This is a genomic window from Lentzea indica (assembly GCF_012184385.1).
Classification (GTDB): domain Bacteria; phylum Actinomycetota; class Actinomycetes; order Mycobacteriales; family Pseudonocardiaceae; genus Lentzea; species Lentzea indica.
The window spans coordinates 1-20,222 of the sequence record NZ_VSRL01000161.1; the positions used below are offsets into that span (position 1 = coordinate 1).

General features: G+C 67.6%; 21 protein-coding genes and 2 pseudogenes. 14 read left to right on the forward strand and 9 right to left on the reverse strand.

Annotated elements, in window-relative coordinates:
* Window positions 1–98: 98 nt before the first annotated feature.
* Both FXN61_RS32875 and cobS read left to right on the forward strand, forming a co-directional pair.
* Window positions 99–623, forward strand: a pseudogene (locus FXN61_RS32875) (nicotinate-nucleotide--dimethylbenzimidazole phosphoribosyltransferase); the annotation flags it as partial.
* Window positions 620–1,339: an adenosylcobinamide-GDP ribazoletransferase gene (cobS, locus tag FXN61_RS32880; protein ID WP_167977863.1), complete on the forward strand. Its 720-nt coding sequence runs from the start codon at window positions 620–622 to the stop codon at window positions 1,337–1,339. The pseudogene FXN61_RS32875 and the gene cobS, both read left to right, overlap by 4 nt.
* Before the next feature lie 7 nt (window positions 1,340–1,346).
* Here cobS and FXN61_RS32885 read toward each other — a convergent pair whose 3' ends face one another.
* The gene (locus tag FXN61_RS32885; RefSeq protein WP_167977864.1) at window positions 1,347–2,438 is read right to left on the reverse strand and encodes a branched-chain amino acid aminotransferase; all 1,092 of its coding nucleotides are present in this window, start codon (window positions 2,436–2,438) and stop codon (window positions 1,347–1,349) included.
* Window positions 2,439–2,542: 104 nt separating this feature from the next.
* Between FXN61_RS32885 and FXN61_RS32890 the strand changes: the two genes are divergently transcribed.
* Window positions 2,543–2,812: a hypothetical protein gene (locus FXN61_RS32890; protein WP_167977865.1), complete on the forward strand. Its 270-nt coding sequence runs from the start codon at window positions 2,543–2,545 to the stop codon at window positions 2,810–2,812.
* On the opposite strand, the gene FXN61_RS32895 is transcribed toward FXN61_RS32890, so the two are convergent.
* Window positions 2,751–3,998: an APC family permease gene (locus FXN61_RS32895; RefSeq protein WP_167977866.1), complete on the reverse strand. Its 1,248-nt coding sequence runs from the start codon at window positions 3,996–3,998 to the stop codon at window positions 2,751–2,753. The genes FXN61_RS32890 and FXN61_RS32895 overlap by 62 nt on opposite strands.
* A 298-nt stretch (window positions 3,999–4,296) precedes the next feature.
* Window positions 4,297–5,700: pseudogene (gene edd, locus FXN61_RS32900) on the reverse strand (phosphogluconate dehydratase); the annotation flags it as partial.
* A gap of 227 nt (window positions 5,701–5,927) precedes the next feature.
* Between edd and FXN61_RS32905 the strand changes: the two are divergent.
* From FXN61_RS32905 to FXN61_RS32920, 4 genes are all read left to right on the forward strand, one after another.
* A complete protein-coding gene (locus tag FXN61_RS32905) occupies window positions 5,928–6,218 on the forward strand; it encodes an Rv0250c family protein (protein ID WP_167977867.1) in 291 nt (96 codons plus the stop codon).
* Window positions 6,219–6,302: 84 nt separating this feature from the next.
* Window positions 6,303–7,067: a succinate dehydrogenase subunit SdhC gene (gene sdhC / locus FXN61_RS32910; RefSeq protein ID WP_167977868.1), complete on the forward strand. Its 765-nt coding sequence runs from the start codon at window positions 6,303–6,305 to the stop codon at window positions 7,065–7,067.
* Window positions 7,068–7,076: 9 nt separating this feature from the next.
* A complete protein-coding gene (locus FXN61_RS32915) occupies window positions 7,077–8,945 on the forward strand; it encodes a fumarate reductase/succinate dehydrogenase flavoprotein subunit (protein WP_167977869.1) in 1,869 nt (622 codons plus the stop codon).
* Window positions 8,942–9,691, forward strand: a complete 750-nt coding sequence (locus FXN61_RS32920) for a succinate dehydrogenase/fumarate reductase iron-sulfur subunit (RefSeq protein WP_167977870.1) — start codon at window positions 8,942–8,944, stop codon at window positions 9,689–9,691. Before FXN61_RS32915 ends, FXN61_RS32920 begins: the two co-directional genes overlap by 4 nt.
* Here FXN61_RS32920 and FXN61_RS32925 read toward each other — a convergent pair.
* On the reverse strand, window positions 9,678–10,358 hold the full coding sequence (locus FXN61_RS32925; protein WP_312878165.1) for a response regulator: 681 nt from the start codon (window positions 10,356–10,358) through the stop codon (window positions 9,678–9,680). The genes FXN61_RS32920 and FXN61_RS32925 overlap by 14 nt on opposite strands.
* Window positions 10,359–10,471: 113 nt before the next feature.
* Here FXN61_RS32925 and FXN61_RS32930 point away from each other — a divergent pair, with 113 nt between their 5' ends.
* Genes FXN61_RS32930 through FXN61_RS32940 form a run of 3 tightly spaced genes read left to right on the forward strand, consistent with a single transcriptional unit; the run spans window position 10,472 to window position 11,591 of the window.
* Window positions 10,472–10,759, forward strand: a complete 288-nt coding sequence (locus FXN61_RS32930; protein WP_167977871.1) for a hypothetical protein — start codon at window positions 10,472–10,474, stop codon at window positions 10,757–10,759.
* Between the two features lie 11 nt (window positions 10,760–10,770).
* Window positions 10,771–11,136 carry a hypothetical protein gene (locus FXN61_RS32935; RefSeq protein WP_167977872.1) on the forward strand — a complete coding sequence of 122 codons (366 nt, stop codon included), beginning with the start codon at window positions 10,771–10,773 and terminating at the stop codon, window positions 11,134–11,136.
* Window positions 11,121–11,591, forward strand: coding sequence for a hypothetical protein (locus FXN61_RS32940; RefSeq protein WP_167977873.1), 471 nt, complete (start codon window positions 11,121–11,123; stop codon window positions 11,589–11,591). The genes FXN61_RS32935 and FXN61_RS32940 overlap by 16 nt, the downstream gene beginning before the upstream one ends.
* 48 nt (window positions 11,592–11,639) lie before the next feature.
* Here FXN61_RS32940 and FXN61_RS32945 read toward each other — a convergent pair whose 3' ends face one another.
* From FXN61_RS32945 to FXN61_RS32960, 4 genes are all read right to left on the reverse strand, one after another.
* On the reverse strand, window positions 11,640–12,503 hold the full coding sequence (locus tag FXN61_RS32945) for an amino acid ABC transporter permease (protein ID WP_167977874.1): 864 nt from the start codon (window positions 12,501–12,503) through the stop codon (window positions 11,640–11,642).
* Window positions 12,500–13,147: an amino acid ABC transporter permease gene (locus tag FXN61_RS32950; RefSeq protein WP_167977875.1), complete on the reverse strand. Its 648-nt coding sequence runs from the start codon at window positions 13,145–13,147 to the stop codon at window positions 12,500–12,502. The genes FXN61_RS32945 and FXN61_RS32950 overlap by 4 nt, the downstream gene beginning before the upstream one ends.
* Window positions 13,148–13,226: 79 nt before the next feature.
* Complete coding sequence (locus FXN61_RS32955; RefSeq protein ID WP_167977876.1) at window positions 13,227–14,117, reverse strand: glutamate ABC transporter substrate-binding protein; 891 nt, start codon at window positions 14,115–14,117, stop codon at window positions 13,227–13,229.
* Window positions 14,118–14,156: 39 nt separating this feature from the next.
* The gene (locus tag FXN61_RS32960) at window positions 14,157–14,885 is read right to left on the reverse strand and encodes an amino acid ABC transporter ATP-binding protein (protein WP_188135749.1); all 729 of its coding nucleotides are present in this window, start codon (window positions 14,883–14,885) and stop codon (window positions 14,157–14,159) included.
* 159 nt (window positions 14,886–15,044) lie between these two features.
* Here FXN61_RS32960 and FXN61_RS32965 point away from each other — a divergent pair, with 159 nt between their 5' ends.
* Together FXN61_RS32965 and FXN61_RS32970 are read left to right on the forward strand one after the other, a co-directional pair.
* Entirely contained in the window at window positions 15,045–15,722 is a 678-nt protein-coding gene (locus FXN61_RS32965; protein WP_167977878.1) for a response regulator transcription factor, read from the forward strand.
* Between the two features lie 73 nt (window positions 15,723–15,795).
* Window positions 15,796–17,181: a sensor histidine kinase gene (locus FXN61_RS32970; RefSeq protein WP_167977879.1), complete on the forward strand. Its 1,386-nt coding sequence runs from the start codon at window positions 15,796–15,798 to the stop codon at window positions 17,179–17,181.
* 10 nt (window positions 17,182–17,191) lie between these two features.
* Here the strand turns inward: FXN61_RS32970 and FXN61_RS32975 are convergent, their stop codons facing one another.
* The gene (locus tag FXN61_RS32975; protein WP_312878166.1) at window positions 17,192–18,082 is read right to left on the reverse strand and encodes a TAXI family TRAP transporter solute-binding subunit; all 891 of its coding nucleotides are present in this window, start codon (window positions 18,080–18,082) and stop codon (window positions 17,192–17,194) included.
* Between the two features lie 81 nt (window positions 18,083–18,163).
* Between FXN61_RS32975 and miaB the strand changes: the two genes are divergently transcribed.
* Together miaB and FXN61_RS32985 are read left to right on the forward strand one after the other, a co-directional pair.
* Window positions 18,164–19,630 carry a tRNA (N6-isopentenyl adenosine(37)-C2)-methylthiotransferase MiaB gene (gene miaB, locus FXN61_RS32980; protein WP_167977880.1) on the forward strand — a complete coding sequence of 489 codons (1,467 nt, stop codon included), beginning with the start codon at window positions 18,164–18,166 and terminating at the stop codon, window positions 19,628–19,630.
* Window positions 19,627–20,094 (forward strand): Rv2732c family membrane protein, encoded by a 468-nt coding sequence (locus FXN61_RS32985; RefSeq protein ID WP_312878167.1) that lies wholly within the window; start codon window positions 19,627–19,629, stop codon window positions 20,092–20,094. Before miaB ends, FXN61_RS32985 begins: the two co-directional genes overlap by 4 nt.
* Window positions 20,095–20,222: the final 128 nt, after the last annotated feature.

Below are 20,222 nucleotides of genomic sequence, written 5' to 3' on the forward strand. Positions count from 1 at the left end.
TCTCCGCCATCGCGGAGACACCACGCCGGACACGAACGGCCCAGGGGTTGAACGAATGATCAATCCTGATTTCGAAGGCACCAGTGCCATTTCAGTGCCTCGGCAACACGACTCCGGCGGCCGTGCTGATCGGGTCGCTGACCGGATCGGAGCCGGTCGCGGTCGTCGGGCGCGGCACCGGGATCGACGACCAGGCGTGGATGCGCAAGACGGCGGCGATCCGGGACGCGCTGCGCCGGGCCCGTCTGGTGATCAGCGACCCGATCGCGCTGCTGGCCACGGCCGGTGGTGCCGACCTGGCGGCGATGGCCGGGTTCCTGGCGCAGGCGGCCGTGCGACGGACTCCGGTGGTGCTCGACGGCGTCGTCGTGGGAGCGGCCGCTGTCGTCGCGGAGGAACTGGCACCGGGTGCGCGCGAGTGGTGGGTGGCAGGGCACCAGTCGCTTGAGCCCGCGCACGCGATCGCGCTCGGGCACCTGAACCTGAAGCCTCTGCTGGAGTTCGAGATGCGGCTCGGCGAGGGGTCCGGTGCGGTGGCGGCGCTGCCGTTGCTGATCGCGGCGGTGAAGGTGCTCGCGGAGATGGCGACGTTCGAAAGCGCCGGCATCAGCGACAAGGAATGAAGCTCGCCCTGCCCTTGAAACTGGCACTGTCGTGGCTGACGGTCTTGCCGTTGCACGTCGACGACGTCGATCGCAAGGCAGCAGGGCGGGCCATTGCATACACACCGGTTGTCGGCCTGTTGCTCGGCGCGTTCGTCGTCGGCGTGCTCACATTGCTGTCTGTATCCAATATATCGGCGCTGGTAGCCGGGTTTTTGGTCGTCGGTGTCGTCGCGCTGGCCACACGCGGTATGCACCTCGACGGGCTCGCGGATACTGCAGACGGACTCGGTTGCTACGGGCCGCCGGAGCGCGCGCTTCAGGTCATGAAGGACGGCGGCGCCGGGCCGTTCGGCGTCGTCACGCTCATCGTCGTGCTGGGAGCGCAGGCCGCCGCGCTCCCCCACGCTCACTGGGGCGTCGTCGTGCTCGCATTCGCGACAAGCCGGGCGGCGTTCGGCATCTGCTGCATGCGTGGTGTGCCCGCTGCACGGCCTGAAGGGCTGGGCGCACTTGTCGCCGGTACACAGCATCCAATGCTGGTCGTCGGCACGTGGGTGGTGCTTGCTGCTGCGGCGATTCCGCTCGGGTGGCGGGCGGTCGTCGCCGTCGTCGTCGCCGGTGCGCTGGTGTGGTTGCTGGTGAAGCACACCGGAAAGCGTTTCGGCGGCATCACCGGTGATGTGCTCGGTGCTGCCGCCGAAATCGCGCTTCTGGCCGTACTGGTGATCGCTTAGCTCAGCCCTATGAGTGCAGGGTGGTCATCCAGCCATGGGCGTCGGCGACGTGGCCGTGCTGGAGGCCGGTCAGGCGCTCGCGCAGCTTCATCGTCACCGACCCGGTTCCGCCGCCGGCGACGTCGAACTCGCCGCCAGCGTGCTTGACGTGGCCGACCGGCGTGATGACCGCGGCCGTGCCACAGGCGAAGACCTCGGTGAGCTCACCGGAGGCGTTGGCCTTCTCCCACTCGTCGGTCGAGATGCGGCGCTCCTCCACGGACAGGCCGAGGTCGGAGGCCAGCTGCAGCAGCGAGCTCCGGGTGATGCCGGGCAGCAGCGTGCCGGTCAGCTCGGGGGTGACGACCTTGTCTCCGAAGACGAAGAACAGGTTCATGCCGCCCATCTCCTCGACCCAGCGGCGCTCCACAGCGTCGAGCCAGACGACCTGGTCGCAGCCCTTTTCGGCGGCCTGCGCCTGCGCCACGAGGGACGCGGCGTAGTTGCCGGCGAACTTGGCGGCGCCGGTGCCACCGGGGGCGGCGCGGACGTACTCGGTCGAGAGCCACACGCTCACCGGGCGGACGCCGCTCGCGAAGTAGGAGCCGGCGGGCGAGGCGATCAGCACGTACAGGTACTCGGACGCGGGTCGCACGCCGAGGCCCTTCTCCGTGGAGATCATGAACGGCCTCAGGTAGAGGGACTCCTCCTCTGCCGACGGCACCCAGCGGTGGTCGACCGCGAGGATCTGCCGGACGGACTCCAGGAAGAGCTCGTCGGGAAGTTCGGGCATCGCCATGCGGCGGGCCGACGAGCGGAAGCGCTCGGCGTTGGCCTCAGGGCGGAAGGACGCGATCGAACCGTCGGGCTGGCGGTAGGCCTTGAGCCCTTCGAAGATCGCTTGGCCGTAGTGCAGCACCATTGCCGCGGGGTCGAGTGAGAGAGAGCTGTAGGGGCCGACTTCAGCGTCGTGCCAGCCCTTCTCGCGGTTCCAGCGGATCGTCACCATGTGGTCGGTGAAGTGCTGCCCGAAGCCCGGCTTGGCAAGTACCTCCGCTACGCGCTCCGGGGTCGCCGGGTGCGGGTGGGGAGTCCGGGTGAAAGGCAACTCGCTCGTCATGTGAGCACGGTAACCCGCAGGTCGGGATACGGAAAATCGTCTTCCCAAAACTCGGACGTCCTACTAAGTGACCCTGGATGCGGGACTCGATAGAGTCCCCGCTCATGACCGAGGGGGAACGATCTTCAACGGGCGCTGACGTGCGCACCGTGCTGCAGGCCGCGCTGCTCGTTCTGGGCACCGGCGTGACGCTTCTGGACGGCTGGGTGCTGGGTGGTGTCGGCGGCATCGTCGGCGCGGTGTTCCTCGCCGTCTTCTTCCTGGCCGGGTACTACGGCATCAGCAAGAACGGCCCGTCGAACAACGGTCGCGTCATCGGGCTTGCGGTGTGTGTTGCGGTGACGCTGCTCGTTTTCCTTTCAGTGACGTTCTGAGGGACGCCGTGAGGCCGATGAGACCGGTGCCCGCGCCCAGTCCCGCGAGGGAGATGAGCAACGCGGGCACCGGCAGGCTCATCGCGAGCAGCACCGAAAGCCCCAGTCCGAGACAAGCGGTGCGCATGGGCCACGTGCGGTCGTTCTGCAACAGCACTCGCGCCGACGCGTTTGTGAAGGCGTAGTAGAACAACGTCGCGCACGCCGCCACGCCCAGTGCGGTCGCAATTGGCATGAGGGCTGTGACGAGTGCAGCGGCGACGACCAGGACGAGCGACAGCACACCGGGCTTGAGGCGCGTCGGCAGATCGCCGTCCTCGGCCAGTCCGGTCAACGTGCGGTGCGCGGACGCGAGAACGAAGTGCAGTGCGGCCACACCGGCCACCGCCGCGCCGATCTGTACGAGCGGCATCAACGCGGACGCGTCCGCGGCGGCGAGCGCGTCTCGCAGCGGGGCGGGCGACAACGCGAGGCGCGCGCCGCCGAGCTGGCGGAGCACTCCGGCGCCCACAGCCAGATAGACGGCGAACGACAGTCCGATGAGGACCGGAATCGCGATCTTCAGCACGGACGGCGAGTGTGGCTGCTCACCTCGGTGCGGGGCGGAGATGCGTTCGAAGCCGGCGAAGGCCATGAACATCAGGCCCGCGACGCCGACGAGCTCGTTGACCGCGCCCGTCTCCCCCGCCGACGGCACCGGCTCGATCGAGAAGCTCGACGCGACGACCAGCGCCAGTACACCGAGAACGACCAACGACACCAGCACGCTGACACCGACGGTGAAGCGGAAACCCACCGCGCCGAGCAGCGCCGTGGCCACGACGAGGGCGAGCGCGCCGATCATCGGCTGGTCCGGCACCACGTACGCGCCGAACATCAACGCCACCGCCGCCGCCATCGCGCACCGGCCGACAAGGTGGGCGCTCGCCGTCATCCGTGCGGGCCAGATGCCGAGCTGCGCGCGCACGTATCCGTAGCCACCGGCGGCATCTGGGTAGGCACGGGACTGGTCGGCGGTCGAGAAAGCCGAGCACAAAGCGGCCAATGCGGAAATGGCCAGCGCCGGGAGCAGCCACCAGCCCGCAAGACCTGCGGCTGGGGCGAATCCGGCGAAGACCCCCGCACCGAGCACCGCGGGAAGACCGAGCGCGACCGTGACAACGATCTCGCGAGGCGTGTGGGTCACCGGTACACATTCGCAGATGCGGCATCCGGCCGTAACCACCCGGTCGACTGATGCGTGAAACGGGCGAATCGCCACCGTCAGCAACTGTGAACGTCACGCATTGCCGCCGAACGGGGCGGGCGTCGGCATTGGTGGACCATCGGACCTTTAGCATGGGTCACGATTCCGAGCAGCCCTACCACGCACAACCCAGGAGCAGCACGTGACAGCCCCGAAGCTGGCCCTCACCGAAGGTGACCTGAGCACCACCGCCGCGGACGCAGTCGTCGTGGGCACCCTGCAGGGTGCGGACGGTCTGGAGCTCGCCGGCCCTGAAGGCCTCCTGGAACGCCTCCTGCGTGGTGAACACGCGGGCGGGCGCCTCGACGACGTGGTTCTCCGACGCCACCGCCGACACCTTGATGACGGAACGGCCGAGGTTGCCCGAGAGCATCCGCAGGCCGCCGTCGGCGGCGAACGGGTCGGAAGCCGGGCGCAGGACGTCGAGGTCCAGCGAGCGGCCAGGACCGTCGACCCAGACCAGCTCGCCGTCGGCCAGCATCGGTTCCTGGCGGTAGCGGTCCAGGCCGTGACCCACGACCGTGTTGACGTCGCCGTGCAACAGGCCGGCGTCGAGCAGGGTTCCGACGACGAACTGGACGCCGCCCGCGGCCTGGAAGTGGTTGATGTCGGCGCTGCCGTTCGGGTAGACCCGCGCCAGCAGCGGCACGATCGCGGACAAGTCGGAGAAGTCGTCCCAGCTCAGCTCGATGCCCGCGGCGGCGGCGATGGCGACCAGGTGCATCGTGTGGTTCGTGGAGCCGCCGGTCGCCAGAAGAGCCACGACGCCGTTGACGACGGCCTTCTCGTCGACGATGTGCGCGATGGGCGTGTAGCCCTCGCCCTTGGCCATCTCGACGGCACGGCGGCCGGCGTACTCGGTCAGGGCGCGGCGCAGGCCCGTGCCCGGCGGCACGAACGAGGCACCCGGCAGGTGCAGGCCCATGACCTCGACGACCATCTGGTTCGAGTTCGCGGTGCCGTAGAAGGTGCAGGTGCCGGGGGAGTGGTACGAGGCGGCCTCGGCCTCCAGCAGGTCGTCGCGGGTCGCCTTGCCCTCCGCGTAGAGCTGCCGGACGCGGGCCTTCTCCTTGTTCGACAGACCGGACGACATCGGGCCGGCGGGCACCAGGATCGACGGCAGGTGGCCGAACGACAGCGCGCCGATCAGCAGGCCCGGCACGATCTTGTCGCAGACGCCCAGCAGGACCGCCGCGTCGAACATCTCGTGCGACAGGGCGACGCCCGTCGACATCGCGATGACGTCGCGGCTGAACAGCGACAGCTCCATGCCGTCACGGCCCTGGGTGATGCCGTCGCACATCGCGGGCACGCCGCCGGCGAACTGGGACACGCCGCCCACGGCGCGGACGGAGTCCTTGATCCAGGCCGGGTACTCCTGGAACGGCTGGTGGGCCGACAGCATGTCGTTGTAGGAGGACACGATCGCGATGTTCGACTTGCGCAGCGCCCGCAGCGCCGCCTTGTCGCCGCCGGTGATTCCAGCGAAGCCGTGCGCCAGGTTGCTGCACGCGAAGCCGGACCGGGACGTGTCGTCCTGCGTGGCAGCGGCGACACGTTCGAGGTAGATGCGCCGGGAGTCCGCGCTGCGGGCGGCAATTCGGCGTGTCACCTCTGTCAGTACGGGATGCACAACACTCATGGGGATCTCCGGGTCATCACGGGCCGTGGTGGGGCCCTTTCGAGACGACAACGGTGGCGTCCCACGGACGGGCGTGACGCCACACACAGTAAGTCATGGCTGGTCGTAGACACAAAAACGATTCAGTAGCTGGGACGTGGCCAGTTTTGAATCTTGGCGTGTGGTGCTTGTCACATGGCTTGAGATTGGGCAGAGTGCGGGGCACGACCTTGGAACGGAGGTGTCCCATGACGTCCACGGAGATCGTCGAACTGCGCCGGGTCATCGGTCAGATGCGGCACTGCGTGACCGCGCTGCGCGCCAGGTATGGCGACGTCGCGGCCGTTCAACGCCTTGCCAACGACGTAGAACGCATGGACATCGACGCCACCGAACTCGTCGACCTCAGCAACACACCGAGGCAGCGGGAAGCGCCTCGAGTGGAACGCGAGGTCGTGGTCGTGCCCGATACGCCCTACGACGAGTCGTTGTGGAAGGACGCAGACGACGAAGGACTCGGTGGGTACCACCGGTCCTGATCCGAGCTGATCACACGGCCCCCGCGAGACGCGGGGGCCGTAGTCGTTCCTCCACAACGACGTGGACCCCCAGAAAGGTGAGTAATGGCGAGGGCAGAGATCGCCGCCAGGACTCTGCGCACGGACCGATGGTGGTTGCCGCCGCTGACGACATTCGTCGGCCTGCTGCTCATCTCGATCTACGCGGCGTTCCGCACGTTCCAGGGGGACTTCTACTGGGTCGACCAGTACCACTACCTCACACCGATGTACTCGCCATGTCTCACGGAAGAGTGCGTCCCCGCGGCCGCGCACTTCGGTCAGTGGTTCCCGGCGCTGCCCGGCTTCCTGACCCCGCCGGTGATCATCATCCCGTTCCTGCTGGGATTCCGGATCACCTGCTACTACTACCGCAAGGCCTACTACCGCGCCGCCTGGGCGTCACCGCCCGCCTGTGCCGTGGCCGAGCCGCACAGCAAGTACACCGGTGAGACCCGGTTCCCGCTGATCGCGCAGAACCTGCACCGCTACTTCTTCTACGCGGCCTCGCTCCTGCTGCTGATCAACATCTACGACGCGATCCTCGCGTTCGGCACCGGCGTCGGACTGGGCAACATCATCCTGCTGGCGAACGTCGGCCTGCTCGCCGCCTACACGCTGTCGTGCCACTCGTGCCGCCACATCGCGGGCGGGCGGCTCAAGCACTTCTCCAAACACCCGGTCCGCTACTGGACGTGGACGCAGATCTCGAAGCTCAACAACAAACACATGCAGCTCGCCTGGGCTTCGCTGATCTTCGTCTGCCTCACGGACCTGTACGTCGCGCTGGTCGCCTCGGGAACGATCTCCGACCTCCGCTTCATCAACTAAGGAGTGGTTTTGCCCGAGCTGGAAAGGCATTCGTTCGACGTTCTCGTGATCGGCGCGGGCGGTGCCGGTCTGCGTGCCGCGATCGAGGCCCGTGAGCACGGCATGCGCACCGCCGTTCTCTGCAAGTCGTTGTTCGGCAAGGCCCACACGGTGATGGCCGAGGGTGGCATCGCCGCCGCGATGGGCAACGTGAACTCGAGCGACAGCTGGCAGGTGCACTTCCGCGACACCATGCGCGGCGGCAAGTTCCTCAACAACTGGCGGATGGCCGAGCTGCACGCGCAGGAGGCACCGCAACGGGTCTGGGAACTCGAGACGTACGGCGCGCTGTTCGACCGCACCAAGGACGGCCGCATCTCGCAGCGCAACTTCGGTGGCCACGAGTACCCGCGTCTCGCACACGTCGGTGACCGCACCGGCCTCGAACTGATCCGCACGCTGCAGCAGAAGATCGTGTCGCTGCAACAGGAGGACTTCAAGGAGTTCGGCGACTACGAGGAACGCCTGCGGGTGTTCCAGGAGTTCACCGTCACCGACCTGGTCAAGGACGGCGACCGCATCGCCGGTGTGTTCGGCTACTGGCGCGAGTCCGGCCGGTTCGTGCTGTTCGAGGCACCCGCGGTGATCCTCGCGACCGGCGGCATCGGCAAGTCGTTCAAGGTCACCTCGAACTCGTGGGAGTACACCGGCGACGGCCACGCGCTCGCACTGCGGGCGGGTGCCTCGCTGATCAACATGGAGTTCATCCAGTTCCACCCCACCGGGATGGTCTGGCCGCCTTCCGTCAAAGGCATCCTCGTCACCGAGTCCGTCCGCGGTGACGGTGGCGTGCTGCGCAACTCCGACGGCAAGCGCTTCATGTTCGACTACATCCCCGAGGTGTTCAAGGACAAGTACGCCGACAACGAAGAAGAAGCCGATCGCTGGTACGCCGACCAGGCCAACAACCGGCGCCCACCGGAACTGTTGCCGCGCGACGAGGTGGCGCGCGCGATCAACTCCGAGGTCAAGGCCGGTCGCGGGTCACCGCACGGCGGCGTTTTCCTCGACGTGTCAACGCGTCTGCCCGCGGAGGAGATCCGCCGCCGGCTGCCGTCGATGCACCACCAGTTCAAGGAACTGGCCGACGTCGACATCACCGCGCAGCCGATGGAGGTCGGCCCGACCTGTCACTACGTGATGGGTGGCGTTGAGGTCGACCCGGACACCGGATCTTCTTCGGTGGCAGGGCTTTTCGCCGCCGGTGAGGTGTCCGGCGGTATGCACGGCTCGAACCGGCTGGGCGGCAACTCGTTGTCGGACCTGCTGGTGTTCGGCCGGCGCGCGGGCGCGGGTGCCTCGGAGTACGTGCGGGCGATGAGCGATCGCCCGGTCGTGCCGGAGGAGACCGTCACCGAAGCGCGGGCGACGGCCCTCAAGCCGTTCCAGCAAGAGGGCGGCGAGAACCCGTACACGCTGCACATGGAGCTGCAGCAGTCGATGAACGACCTGGTCGGCATCATCCGGCGCGCGGGCGAGATGGAAGAAGCGTTGCAGCGCCTGGAGAAGCTCAAGGAGCGGGCCCAGTCGCTGACGGTCGAGGGCCACCAGCAGTTCAACCCGGGCTGGCACCTCGCGCTGGACCTGAGGAACATGTTGCTGGTGTCGGAATGCGTGGCCAGGGCCGCGTTGCTGCGCACGGAGTCCCGCGGCGGTCACACCCGCGACGACCACCCGTCGATGGACGCGGAATGGCGGCGGAAGTTGCTGGTGTGCAACGTTTCCGGTGACGGTGTCGCCGTCGAGGAGAAGCCGCAGATCCCGATCCGCAACGACCTGCTCGACCTGTTCGAACGCACCGAGCTGGAGAAGTACCTCACCGCCGAGGAGTTGTCATGAGCTACCAGGGGAAGTTCCGGGTGTGGCGCGGTGACGACTCCGGCGGCGCGCTGGAGGACTTCACCGTCGAGGTCAACGAGGGTGAGGTCGTGCTCGACATCATCCACCGGCTGCAGGCCACGCAGGCACCGGACCTCGCGGTGCGGTGGAACTGCAAGGCGGGCAAGTGCGGCTCGTGCTCCGCGGAGATCAACGGACGGCCGCGGCTGCTGTGCATGACCCGGATGTCGATCTTCGAGGAGTCGGAGACGATCACGGTCACGCCGATGCGGGCGTTCCCGATCATCCGCGACCTGGTGACCGACGTGTCCTTCAACTACACCAAGGCGCGCGAGGTTCCCTCGTTCGCGCCGCCGAAGGACCTGGCCCCCGGCGAGTACCGGATGCAGCAGGTCGACGTCGAGCGCTCGCAGGAGTTCCGCAAGTGCATCGAGTGCTTCCTGTGCCAGAACACCTGCCACGTGGTGCGTGACCACGAGGAGAACAAGGAGGCGTTCTCGGGGCCGCGGTTCCTCATGCGGGTCGCCGAGCTGGAGATGCACCCGCTCGACACCGCCGACCGCGTCGACCAGGCGCAGGAGGAGCACGGGCTCGGCCTCTGCAACATCACCAAGTGCTGCAGCGAGGTGTGCCCCGAGCACATCCACATCACCGACAACGCGCTCATCCCCATGAAAGAGCGCGTGGCCGACCGGAAGTACGACCCGATCGTCTGGCTCGGCAACAAGCTGTTCAAGCGGTCTTAGCGACAGCCTGCGGTATGACCAGCCCGGACTCGTAAGCCATCACCACGGCCTGTGCCCGGCTGGTCAGCCGCAGCTTCGTCATCACGCGGTTGAGGTGCGTCTTCACGGTGCCCTCGGTGACGGTCAGCTTGCTCGCGATCGCGGCGTTGGTCAGGCCGGTGCCGACCAGCCTGAGAACCTCGCGTTCGCGGCCGGTCAGCTCGTCCAGACCTGCCGGGACCCACGGAGCGACCGGCACGTCACCCCGCAGGTAGGCCGCGACGAGCCGGCGCATGACGGTCGGGCTGAACTGCATCTCGCCGGACGCCACCGCGGAGATCGCGGCCAGCAGACGGGCGGGTTCCGACTCCTTCAGCACAAAGCCCGCCGCGCCCAGGCGCAACGCCTCGTGGACGTACTCGTCGAGATCGAACGTGGTCAGGATCAGCACCCGCGCCGACGACCCCGACGCCACGACGCGTTCCAGCGCCGCCAGGCCGCAGGGCAGGCGGATGTCCATCAGGATCACGTGCGGGCACAACGACTCGACCAGCCGCACGGCGGTGTCACCGTCCGCGGCCTCGCCGACGACGGTCATGTCCGGTGAAGCGTTCAGCAACGCGACCAAGCCCGCTCTGAACAACGGCTGGTCGTCGACAACAAGCACGCGCGTCACAATGCCCCTCACTCATGTGACGTCACCGCGGTAGATCCCCCACCAGAAGCGTACCGCGAAAGTTGACGAGAGATCCACTCTTCGTGAGACGACCCGGTTCCGCTGCCGTCGATACGTTCCGCGGCATGCGAACCGCATCGGCAGACCTGCTCGCAGTGCGCACGATCACCGCCGACGGCTCGGACGTCTACCTGCGGGTCACGTCCAGTCCCGTCGACCTGGAGATCCGGTGGTACCGCGACGGCGATCACAGGGTGGCGGGCAGTCCCGTCCGGTTCCCGGCGGGTGACCTTTCACGCCGGCGGCTCGGTTCGAACTTCCGCGCCGGGACCACGTTCTGTCTCGACGTCGTGGCTGACGCGGTGGACGGGCAAGCCTGGTGCGGCGTCGTCGACTGGAACGTCTACTCCTGAAAGGGACTCCGATGAAACGCGCTCTCGCCGGTCTGCTCGCCTTGGGCTTCGCCATGCTGTCGGCAACGCCGGCCCAAGCGGCGTCAACCACGATCACGGTGCCGTTCAAGCACAACCAGGTCACGTGGTTCACCACCGCTCGCACGATCACGGTCGCCGGTTCGAACATCGACGCGCAGGTCGCTCTCGGCGGCGTCATGCAGCTCGCCTGGTACAAGTGCGGTGACCGGAACACACGTGGCGCGTTCGTCCGGATGGAGGAGACGCGCAAGCACGTGGGCACGAACTTCAAGGCGGGCACCAAGTTCTGCCTCGCGTCGAACAGCCCCTACACCTCGGGCACCGTCGGAGGAACGCTGTGGTGGAGCGGCAACTGATCGCAGCGCTCGCCGCACTGGCGCTGGTTGCCGGCTGTGCCTCACCGCAACCGGCGCCGGTGCAGCTGGTGGACCAGCAGCAGTACACCAAGGCCATGCGGGACAACTCTTCGACGTTCACCTGGCCGGAGAGCCGCAAGCCGGATCTGGCCGTGCTGGCGGAGAAGTCGGGGCCGGGACGGGATCGTGCGCCGTCGGGCAGCGAGCGGATCGTCCTGGAGATCACCAACTCCTGCGCCTGCTACCTAGGCTGGGAGGACGCGCGGAAACGCGGCGACCAGGCGGCTGCCTCCCAGGCGCTGAAGGTGATGGACGAGGTGCTGCCGAAGTTCTCGCCGGAGGACCCGGACGGGCAGCGCTACGCCCGTGAGACGGCCGCGAAGGCCAAGGCCGGTGATGGCTCGCAGGCCGCGGACTACGTGGCGAACAACTGCGATTCGGTGCTCTGGAAGTAGAAAGCGGTGCGTGTCCGATGTGGACACGCACCGCTCACGTCGCGGACGTCAGACCTTGACTTCGTTGAGCGCCAGCGGCTCCGCGTGGTCGAGGTGGATGACCTTCTTGTTGCGGCGGTTGCGCTTCTCGAGGTAGTTCGCGAGCCACGTCAGCACCAGGCACAGTCCGATGTAGATCGCGGCGACGAGGATCATCACCGAGATCATCGGCCGGCCGAAGTTCACCGCGTCACCGCCGATGCGGGTACCCCACCTCAGCAGCTCCTCGTAGGTGATGAGGAAGCCGAGCGCGGTGTCCTTCAACAGCACGACGAGCTGGCTGATGATGGTCGGCAGCATCGCCCGCAACGCCTGCGGCAGCAGCACGAGAACCATCACCTGCGTCTTGCGCATGCCCAGCGCGTAGGCGGCCTCGCTCTGTCCCTTGGGCAGCGAGTTGATGCCCGCGCGGAAGATCTCCGCGAGCACCGAGCCGTTGTAGAGCATCAGGCTCACCACGACCGCCGTGAACGCGGTCAGCTTCACGCCGGCCACGGGAAGGCCGTAGTAGAAGAAGAACATCATGATCACGAGCGGGATCGCGCGGAAGATCTCGACGATCACCGCCGCGGGAGCGCGTACCCACGCGTGGTCGGACAGCCGTGCCGCCGCGAAGATCGCACCGAACGCGAGCGCCAGCACCGCGCCGACGGCGAACGCGCTGAGCGTGTTGCCGATCGCCTCGACCAGGGAGAGCTGGATCTGCTTGTAGTTGATCCAGCTCAACCGGCGGGCGGAGAACTGGTCGGTGGCGATGAAACGCATGATCACGTACACCAGCACCGCGAGCACCGCGGCGATGCCGATGACCGCCATGATCTTGTGACGCGCGCGTGCCTTCGGGCCCGGGACGTCGAACAGCACCATGCTCATCGGGCCACGCTCCACCGCTTCTCGAAGACCTGCTGGGCGTACGTGAGCGGCATGACCAGGACGACGAACCCGATCGCCACCCACAGGAGTCCGAACAGGACGTTCTCACCCTGCTCCGACAGCGAGTCTCGGATCGTGCCGGCCTGGAAGACGGCGAAACCCGACGCGACGGTCGTGTTCTTCAGCAACGCGATCATGGTGCTCGTCATCGGCGGCACCACCGAGCGCAACGCCTGCGGCAGCACCACGGTGCCCAGCATCTGCACGAACGTGAGACCGAGCGCGCGGGACGCCTCGGCCTGACCGACCGGGACGGTGTTGACGCCGGACCGCACAACCTCACAGACGAAGGCCGCCGTGTACAGCGACAACGCCACCACTGCCGCGGTGTAGGGCTCGATCTTCACGATCTCCAGCAGCGGATACGCGAAGAGGAAGAACACGAAGACCAGCGTCAACGGCGTGTTGCGCAGCACCGTCACGTACATCGTGCCAATGCCCCTGAACACCGGGACCGGGCTGACCCGCAACGCCGCGAGCAGCGTGCCCAGCAGCAGCGACAGCACGCCCGAGACCGCGAAGAGTTGCAGTGTCTGGCCGAATGCACGCAGGAACAGATCTAGGTTGTTGGTGAGGACGCTCATCGGTTTCCTTGCCGTCCGTCCGCCTTCAAAGGAACGGCCGGTGGACCCACGTGGGATCCACCGGCCACGTGAGAAACCGTCAGTACCGGTCGATGGTCGGCTTCTGCGCGGACGCGCCCGACTTGCCGAGCGTGCCGTCGTAGATCTTCTGCCAGGTGCCGTCGTCCAGCGATGCCTGCAGGATGTCGTTCACCTTGTCGCGCAGGGCCTTGTCCTCCTTGGGCAGGCCGATGCCGTAGGGCTCGCTGGAGAACGTCTTGCCGACGACCTTCAGCTTGCCCTCTTCGGCGGCCGCGTAGCCCTTGAGGATCGCGTCGTCCGTGGTGACCGCGTCGACCTCACCGTCGAGGAGCTTGGTGACGCACTGCGAGTAGCCCTGGAACTCCAGGATGTTCTGCGGCTCGGTGTAGTTGTTGTCCCGGATCTTCTTGATCGGGGTCGAGCCGGTGACCGAGCAGACCTTCTTGCCCTTGAGGGTCTCCGGGCCGGTGATGTCGGTGTTGTCCTTCTTCACCAGCAGGTCCTGACCGGCCACGAAGTACGGTCCGGCGAAACCGACCTTCTCCTTGCGGCCCGCGTTGATCGTGTAGGTGCCGACGTAGTAGTCGACGTCCCCGTTGATCAGCGCCTGCTCGCGAGCGGCGGACTGGATCGTCTTGAACTGGATCTTCTCGGGATCGAAGCCCAGCTTGGCGGAGACCAGGCGCGCCATGTCGATGTCGAAGCCGCTGTACTTGTTCGTGGTCGGGTCCTTGTAGCCCAGTCCCGGCTGGTCTTCCTTGACACCGACGACGAGCGAGCCGCGCGCCTTGATCTTCTCGAACGTGGGCGAGCCGTCGACCTTGACGTCCTTGGCGACCTCGAACAGGCCGGCGGGCGCGCCCTGGTCGGTCGGGCTGCCCTCCTTGCCACACGCGGTCAGGGCCAGTGCGCCCGTCAGCAGCACCGCCGCAAGGGTGCGAACCCTCATCGTCCTTCTCCTGCCATTCGTTCGAAAGTGGGCTGACTTCTAGTGAGTCAGGATCTTGCCAAGGAAGTCCTTCGCGCGGTTGGACTTCGGGGCCGAGAAGAACTCTTCCGGGGTCGAATCCTCGACGACCTCGCCGTCGGACATGAAGATCACCCGGTCCGCGGCCTTGCGGGCGAAGCCCATCTCGTGCGTGACGACCAGCATCGTCATGCCGTCCTTCGCGAGGCCGGTCATGACGTCCAGGACCTCCTGGACCATCTCCGGGTCGAGCGCGGAAGTCGGCTCGTCGAACAGCATCACCTTGGGCCTCATGGCGAGCGCGCGGGCGATCGCCGCACGCTGCTGCTGCCCACCTGAGAGCTGGGCCGGGAACTTGTCCGCCTGGTTGGCGATCCCGACTCGCTCCAGCAGCTCCATCGCGGTCTTGCGCGCCTCGGCGGCCGGAGTCTTGCGCACCTTCGTCGGAGCGAGCATCACGTTCTCGACGATGGTTTTGTGGGCGAAAAGGTTGAAGGACTGGAACACCATGCCGACATCGGCGCGCAGGCGTGCCAGTTCCTTTCCTTCGGCGGGAAGGGGCTGCCCGTCGACCTCGATGAGTCCGGAATCAATCGGCTCGAGGCGGTTGATGGTCCGGCACAGGGTCGACTTACCGGAACCCGACGGCCCCAGCACGACCACGACCTGCCCCTTCGGCACTTCCAGCTGCACGTTCTTGAGCACGTGCAACGGGCCGAAGAACTTGTCCACACCCGCCACACGAATCATCGGCGGGGCAGAGGCGGCAGTCATCCAGTCCTCCATTTGGGGTCGTCGGCGTTGGCGGAAACCTAGGTGTCCGCCACCACACCAGTCCAGGACATTGAGCAAGACTTAGGGTCTCAACTCTGTCACAGGCAGACATCGGTTGCCCGGGAGGTAGCGAAAGTGCGCGTGCTGCTCGTCGAGGACGACGACAGGGTCGCAGAGGCCTTGGTCCCAGCCCTGACCAGACGTGGTTTCCACGTCGATCGGCAGGCGACCGGCCGCGGCACGCTCGACCGCCTCACCGGCGTCGACGTGGTGCTGCTCGATCTCGGCCTGCCCGACATGGACGGTGTGACGCTGTGCCGTGCCATCAGGGCGGCCTCGGACGTCGCGATCATCGTGGTGTCGGCGAGAGGGGAGATCGACGACCGGATCCTCGGCCTGCACGCCGGGGCCGACGACTACCTCGTCAAGCCCTATGACGTGGGAGAACTCGTCGCGCGGGTGCACGCCGTCCGCCGCCGTCGCGGCGCCGATCCTGTCGGTGTGGGCGCGGTGTCGACGGAGGTGTTCGAGACCGGCGACGTGCGGGTCGACCTGGGCCGGCACGAAGTGACCGTGGCGGGTGAGTCCGTCGCGCTGTCGCGCAAGGAGTTCCAGGTGCTCGCGCTGGTCATGGCGGCGGGTGGCGCGGTGTGCACGCGGGAGCGGATCCTGGCCGAGGTGTGGGGACGGACCTGGTCCGGCGCCAACCGCACGCTGGACGTGCACGTCGCCACGCTGCGGACGAAGCTCGGCCGGCCCGCGCTGCTGGAGACCGTGCGCGGCGTCGGGTATCGGCTGGGGCAGGTGTCGTGAACGGTGATGTCGTGGGAAAACTCGATCGGGTGATCTTTCTTCGGCGTGTCGCCGTCGCCCGGGGTGACCGTCCGTGAGGTCCCGGCTGCTGGGCGTGGTGCTCGCCCTGATCGTGCTGGTACTCGTCGGCCTGGGCGTGCCGCTGGGCCGTGGGGTGGCGGCCGCGGAGCAGCAGGAGATGTTCCTGGACCGGCTCACCGACACCAGCCGGTTCGCCTCGCTGGCGCAGCGCCCGTTGATCGACGACCAGCCGCACCTGCTGCGCGCGGAGCTGGAGCGTTACGACGAGCTCTACGACATCGGCGTGGCGGTGGTCGCCCGCGACGCGCCGACCGTTTCGCGGGTGTCGTCGCGCAACGACCTGGCGCTCGGTGACAACGCCGTGCAGGACCTGATCAGCAAGGCGCTGGCGGGACGTCTGCCGGTCGCTCCGCCGCTGTTCATGCCCTGGAGCGAGAGCAAGCTGGTGCTCGCCGAACCCGTCCTGGTCGACGGTGAGGTGCGTGGCGCGGTGATCACGTTCTCGCCGACCTCCAAGACCCGGTTCGAGGTCCTGGCGTGGTGGGGTTTGCTGCTCGCGGCGAGCCTGCTGGTGCTGGCCCTCGCGGTGCTGCTGGCGCTGCCGGTGGTGCGCTGGACGCTGCGGCCGGTGCAGGCACTGGACGACGCGACCGGCAAGCTCCTCGCCGCCGTGGTGTCCGGCCGTCCGGTGCCGCCGGTGGGCGCGGAGAGCGGGCCGCCGGAACTGCGGCAGCTGAGCCGGTCGTTCGACCAGATGGCGGCGAACGTGAGCGATGTGCTCGCCTCCCAGCGCGCGTTCGTCGCCGACGCCTCACATCAGCTGCGGAACCCCTTGACGGCCTTGAAACTCCGGCTGTCCAACCTGGAGGGTCACGTCGACGCCGAGGCCGAGGTGCACCAGGTCGAGGCGCTCAGCGAGACCGACCGGCTGAACCGCATCCTCGACGAGCTGCTCGCCATGGCGCGCGCCGAGTCCAGCTCCGTCGACCCGGTGCCCGTCGACGTCGACAAGTCCGTGTCCGCGCGCCTTTCCGCGTGGCAGGCGGCAGCGGCCGCGAAGGACGTCCATCTCGTGCTCGACGGGGAACGCGTCGGCATGGCCCTGGCTCCGCCGCGCGGTGTCGAAACGATTCTGGACGCGTTGCTCGACAACGCTCTGAAGTTCACCGCGGAAGGCACGTTGATCGTGGTCGACGCCCGCAAGGACGGCGGCACCATCCGGCTTTCCGTCGCGGACCACGGACCCGGCCTGCAACCGGACGAGCTCGACCGCGCGACCGACCGGTTCTGGCGCAGTCCCGCGCATCAGAACGTCGCCGGCTCCGGACTCGGTCTCTCGATCGTGCGCCTAGTCGTCGAACGTGTGGACGGCACCGTTCGCCTCGAATCGCCAGAGGACGGCGGTCTCAAGGTCGTGATCGAGCTGCCGGCCCTCTGAACCGCGGAAGTCAGACTTTGGCTTCGCGGTAATAGCGCATGGCGCCGTCGTGCAGCGGCACGGGTGACGTCTCGATCGCCGACCGCTGCTCGATCGTCCGCGCCGCCGAGTGCGCCTTCACGAGCTCGGGCTGTCCCTCGAACAGCTGCCGCACCAACGCCTCGGCCACGTCGTCGGGCATCGACTCCGTGACGAGCAGGAAGTTGCGCACCACGAGCGTGATGACCGGCCCGGACTGCAGGTTGTAGGTGGAGGCGGGCAGCGTCGCCGTTCCGTATACAGGATACTGCTGACGGAAGGTGGACAACTCGTCCCTCAGGTCGAGCATCCGCACGCCGAGGCCCTTGGTGAGCTCGGTGATGCGAGCCGTCGGCAGCCCTCCCGACCAGAAGAACGCGTCGAGCCTGCCCTCCCGCATTGCCTGGGCCGAGTCGTCGAGGCTCAGGTTGAACTCCTGCGGCTTGACGTTCTGTGCCTGCAGCAGCCGGCGCGCGATGATCTCGACGCCCGACTCCTTCCCGCCGATCGACACGCGCAGCCCCGAGAGCTGGTTGAGCTTCGTGACCGGCAGGTCGGCGCGGACGATCACCTGCAGGTAGTCGTCGTGCATCCGGGCCAGGGCGCGCAGCTTGGAGGCGCCCTCCACCCCGTCGACGGCGTCGGCCTGCGAGAAGCCGACCTGCGCCTGGTCGTTGACCAGCCTGATGACGTTGTCCTTCGACCCGGCGGTCGCCACGACCTGGGGTCGCGCGATGCCCAGACGCCCGCTCCAGATGTCCGCGAGGCCGTTGCCGAGCGAGTAGTAGACGCCGCCCTCACTGCCTGTCGCCATCGTGATCTTGACGTCTTCCAGCGTGCTGCCACACCCCGTCAGGACCGTCGCGGCGGTCAACAGGCTCACTGCGGCATGTACTCGTCCCAGCACCTGCGCATCGTGCCACGGGGGCGTTCTACGCTTGCACCCGACGAAAGGTTGGTTGCAGTGACCCGCAGTTACCAGATACGCACGTTCGGTTGTCAAATGAACGTGCACGACTCCGAGCGGCTCGCCGGTCTACTGGAGGACGCTGGCTACGCGCGGGCCGCGGAGGACGAGCAGGCCGACGTCGTCGTCTTCAACACCTGCGCGGTCCGCGAGAACGCCGACAACAAGCTCTACGGCACCCTCGGCCATCTCGCCCCGCAGAAGGCGGCGAAGCCGGGCATGCAGATCGCGGTCGGCGGCTGCCTCGCGCAGAAGGACCGCAGCGAGATCGTCCGCCGTGCCCCGTGGGTGGACGTCGTGTTCGGCACGCACAACATCGGTTCGCTGCCGGTGCTGCTCGAACGCGCCCGCCACAACGAAGAGGCGCAGATCGAGATCCTCGACGCGCTGGAGACGTTCCCCTCCTCGCTGCCGGCCGCCCGCGACTCCGCCTACTCGGGCTGGGTGTCGATCTCGGTGGGCTGCAACAACACCTGCACGTTCTGCATCGTGCCGTCGTTGCGCGGCAAGGAGAAGGACCGCCGCCCCGGCGACGTGCTCGCCGAGGTCGAGGCACTGGTCGCGGAGGGCGTGCTGGAGGTGACGCTGCTGGGCCAGAACGTCAACTCCTACGGCGCCGAGTTCGGCGACAGGTTCGCGTTCGGCAAGCTGCTGCGCGCCTGCGGTGGCGTCGAAGGCCTCGAGCGCGTGCGCTTCACCTCGCCGCACCCCAAGGACTTCACCGACGACGTCATCGCCGCCATGGCCGAGACGCCGAACGTGTGCCACCAGCTGCACATGCCGCTGCAGTCCGGTTCGGACCGCATGCTCAAGGCGATGCGCCGCTCGTACCGCACCGAGAAGTACCTGGGCATCATCGACAAGGTCCGTGCCGCCATGCCGGACGCCGCGATCACCACGGACATCATCGTCGGGTTCCCCGGCGAGACCGAGGAGGACTTCCAGGGCACGCTCGACGTGGTGCGCCAGGCCAGGTTCTCGTCGGCGTTCACGTTCCAGTACTCCAAGCGTCCCGGCACCCCGGCGGCGGAACTGCCCGACCAGCTGCCCAAGGCAGTCGTCCAGGAACGCTTCGACCGGCTCGTGACGCTGCAGAACGAGATGACCCACTCGTTGAACATCGAGCAGGTCGGCCGCACCGTCGAGGTCCTCGTCGCCACCGGTGAGGGCAAGCGCGACGCCGAGACGCACCGCATGAGCGGCCGTTCGCGCGACGGGCGTCTCGTGCACTTCGCGCCCGGTGCCACCGTGCCGCGTCCCGGTGACGTCGTCGAGACCGTTGTCACCTACGCGGCCCCGCACTACCTCGTCGCGGACGGCGAGCCGCTGTCGTGGCGCCGCACCAAGGCCGGTGACCGGTCAGAGGCGGGCATCAAGCCCAAGACCGCGGGCGTCGGCCTCGGCCTGCCGTCGTTCGGGGCGCCCTCGCCGCTACCCGCCGTGTCGGGGTGCTCGGCCCAGTGAGCGAGGAGGAGTACCTGCGCAAGGAGATCGACGCGGTGGAGCAGCGGGCCGCCAAGCGCATCGATCCCGGCACAGGCGCGTTGACGATCTCCATCGCCGTGCTGGCGTTGCTGGTGTCACTGGTGCTTCCGTGGATCGGTGACGACACGGGCCTGAACGTCGTGCTCGGCGAGTCGGCGAGTTTCCTTCCGAGGTTGTTCTCGTTCTTCGCGTTCGGCATCGGCGTGCTCGGCTCCGGCATCACGCTCGCGGTGCGGCGCTGGGGCCTCGCGTGGGTGTGCGCGCTGGGCCTGTTCGCGGGCTCGGTGACGGGCGTGCTGTCGATCTGGACGCAGCAGACGACCACGAGCAACAAGACGATCGGACCCGGTCCCGGCATCGGCCTGGTCATCGCGGTGATCGCGGTGATCGTCCTGCTGGTGAAGTGGGTGAAGATCGCGGCCTCGCGGCCACCCCAGTTGTGACGAATCAGCTGTGAACACGCTGAAGGCCTCCTCTCCACCTGGGAGAGGAGGCCTTCAGCGTCGGAACTAGCGGGTCGCCAGAGCCTGCTCGGCGGCCGCGAGCCACTCACGCCACTGCGCGGCCTGCG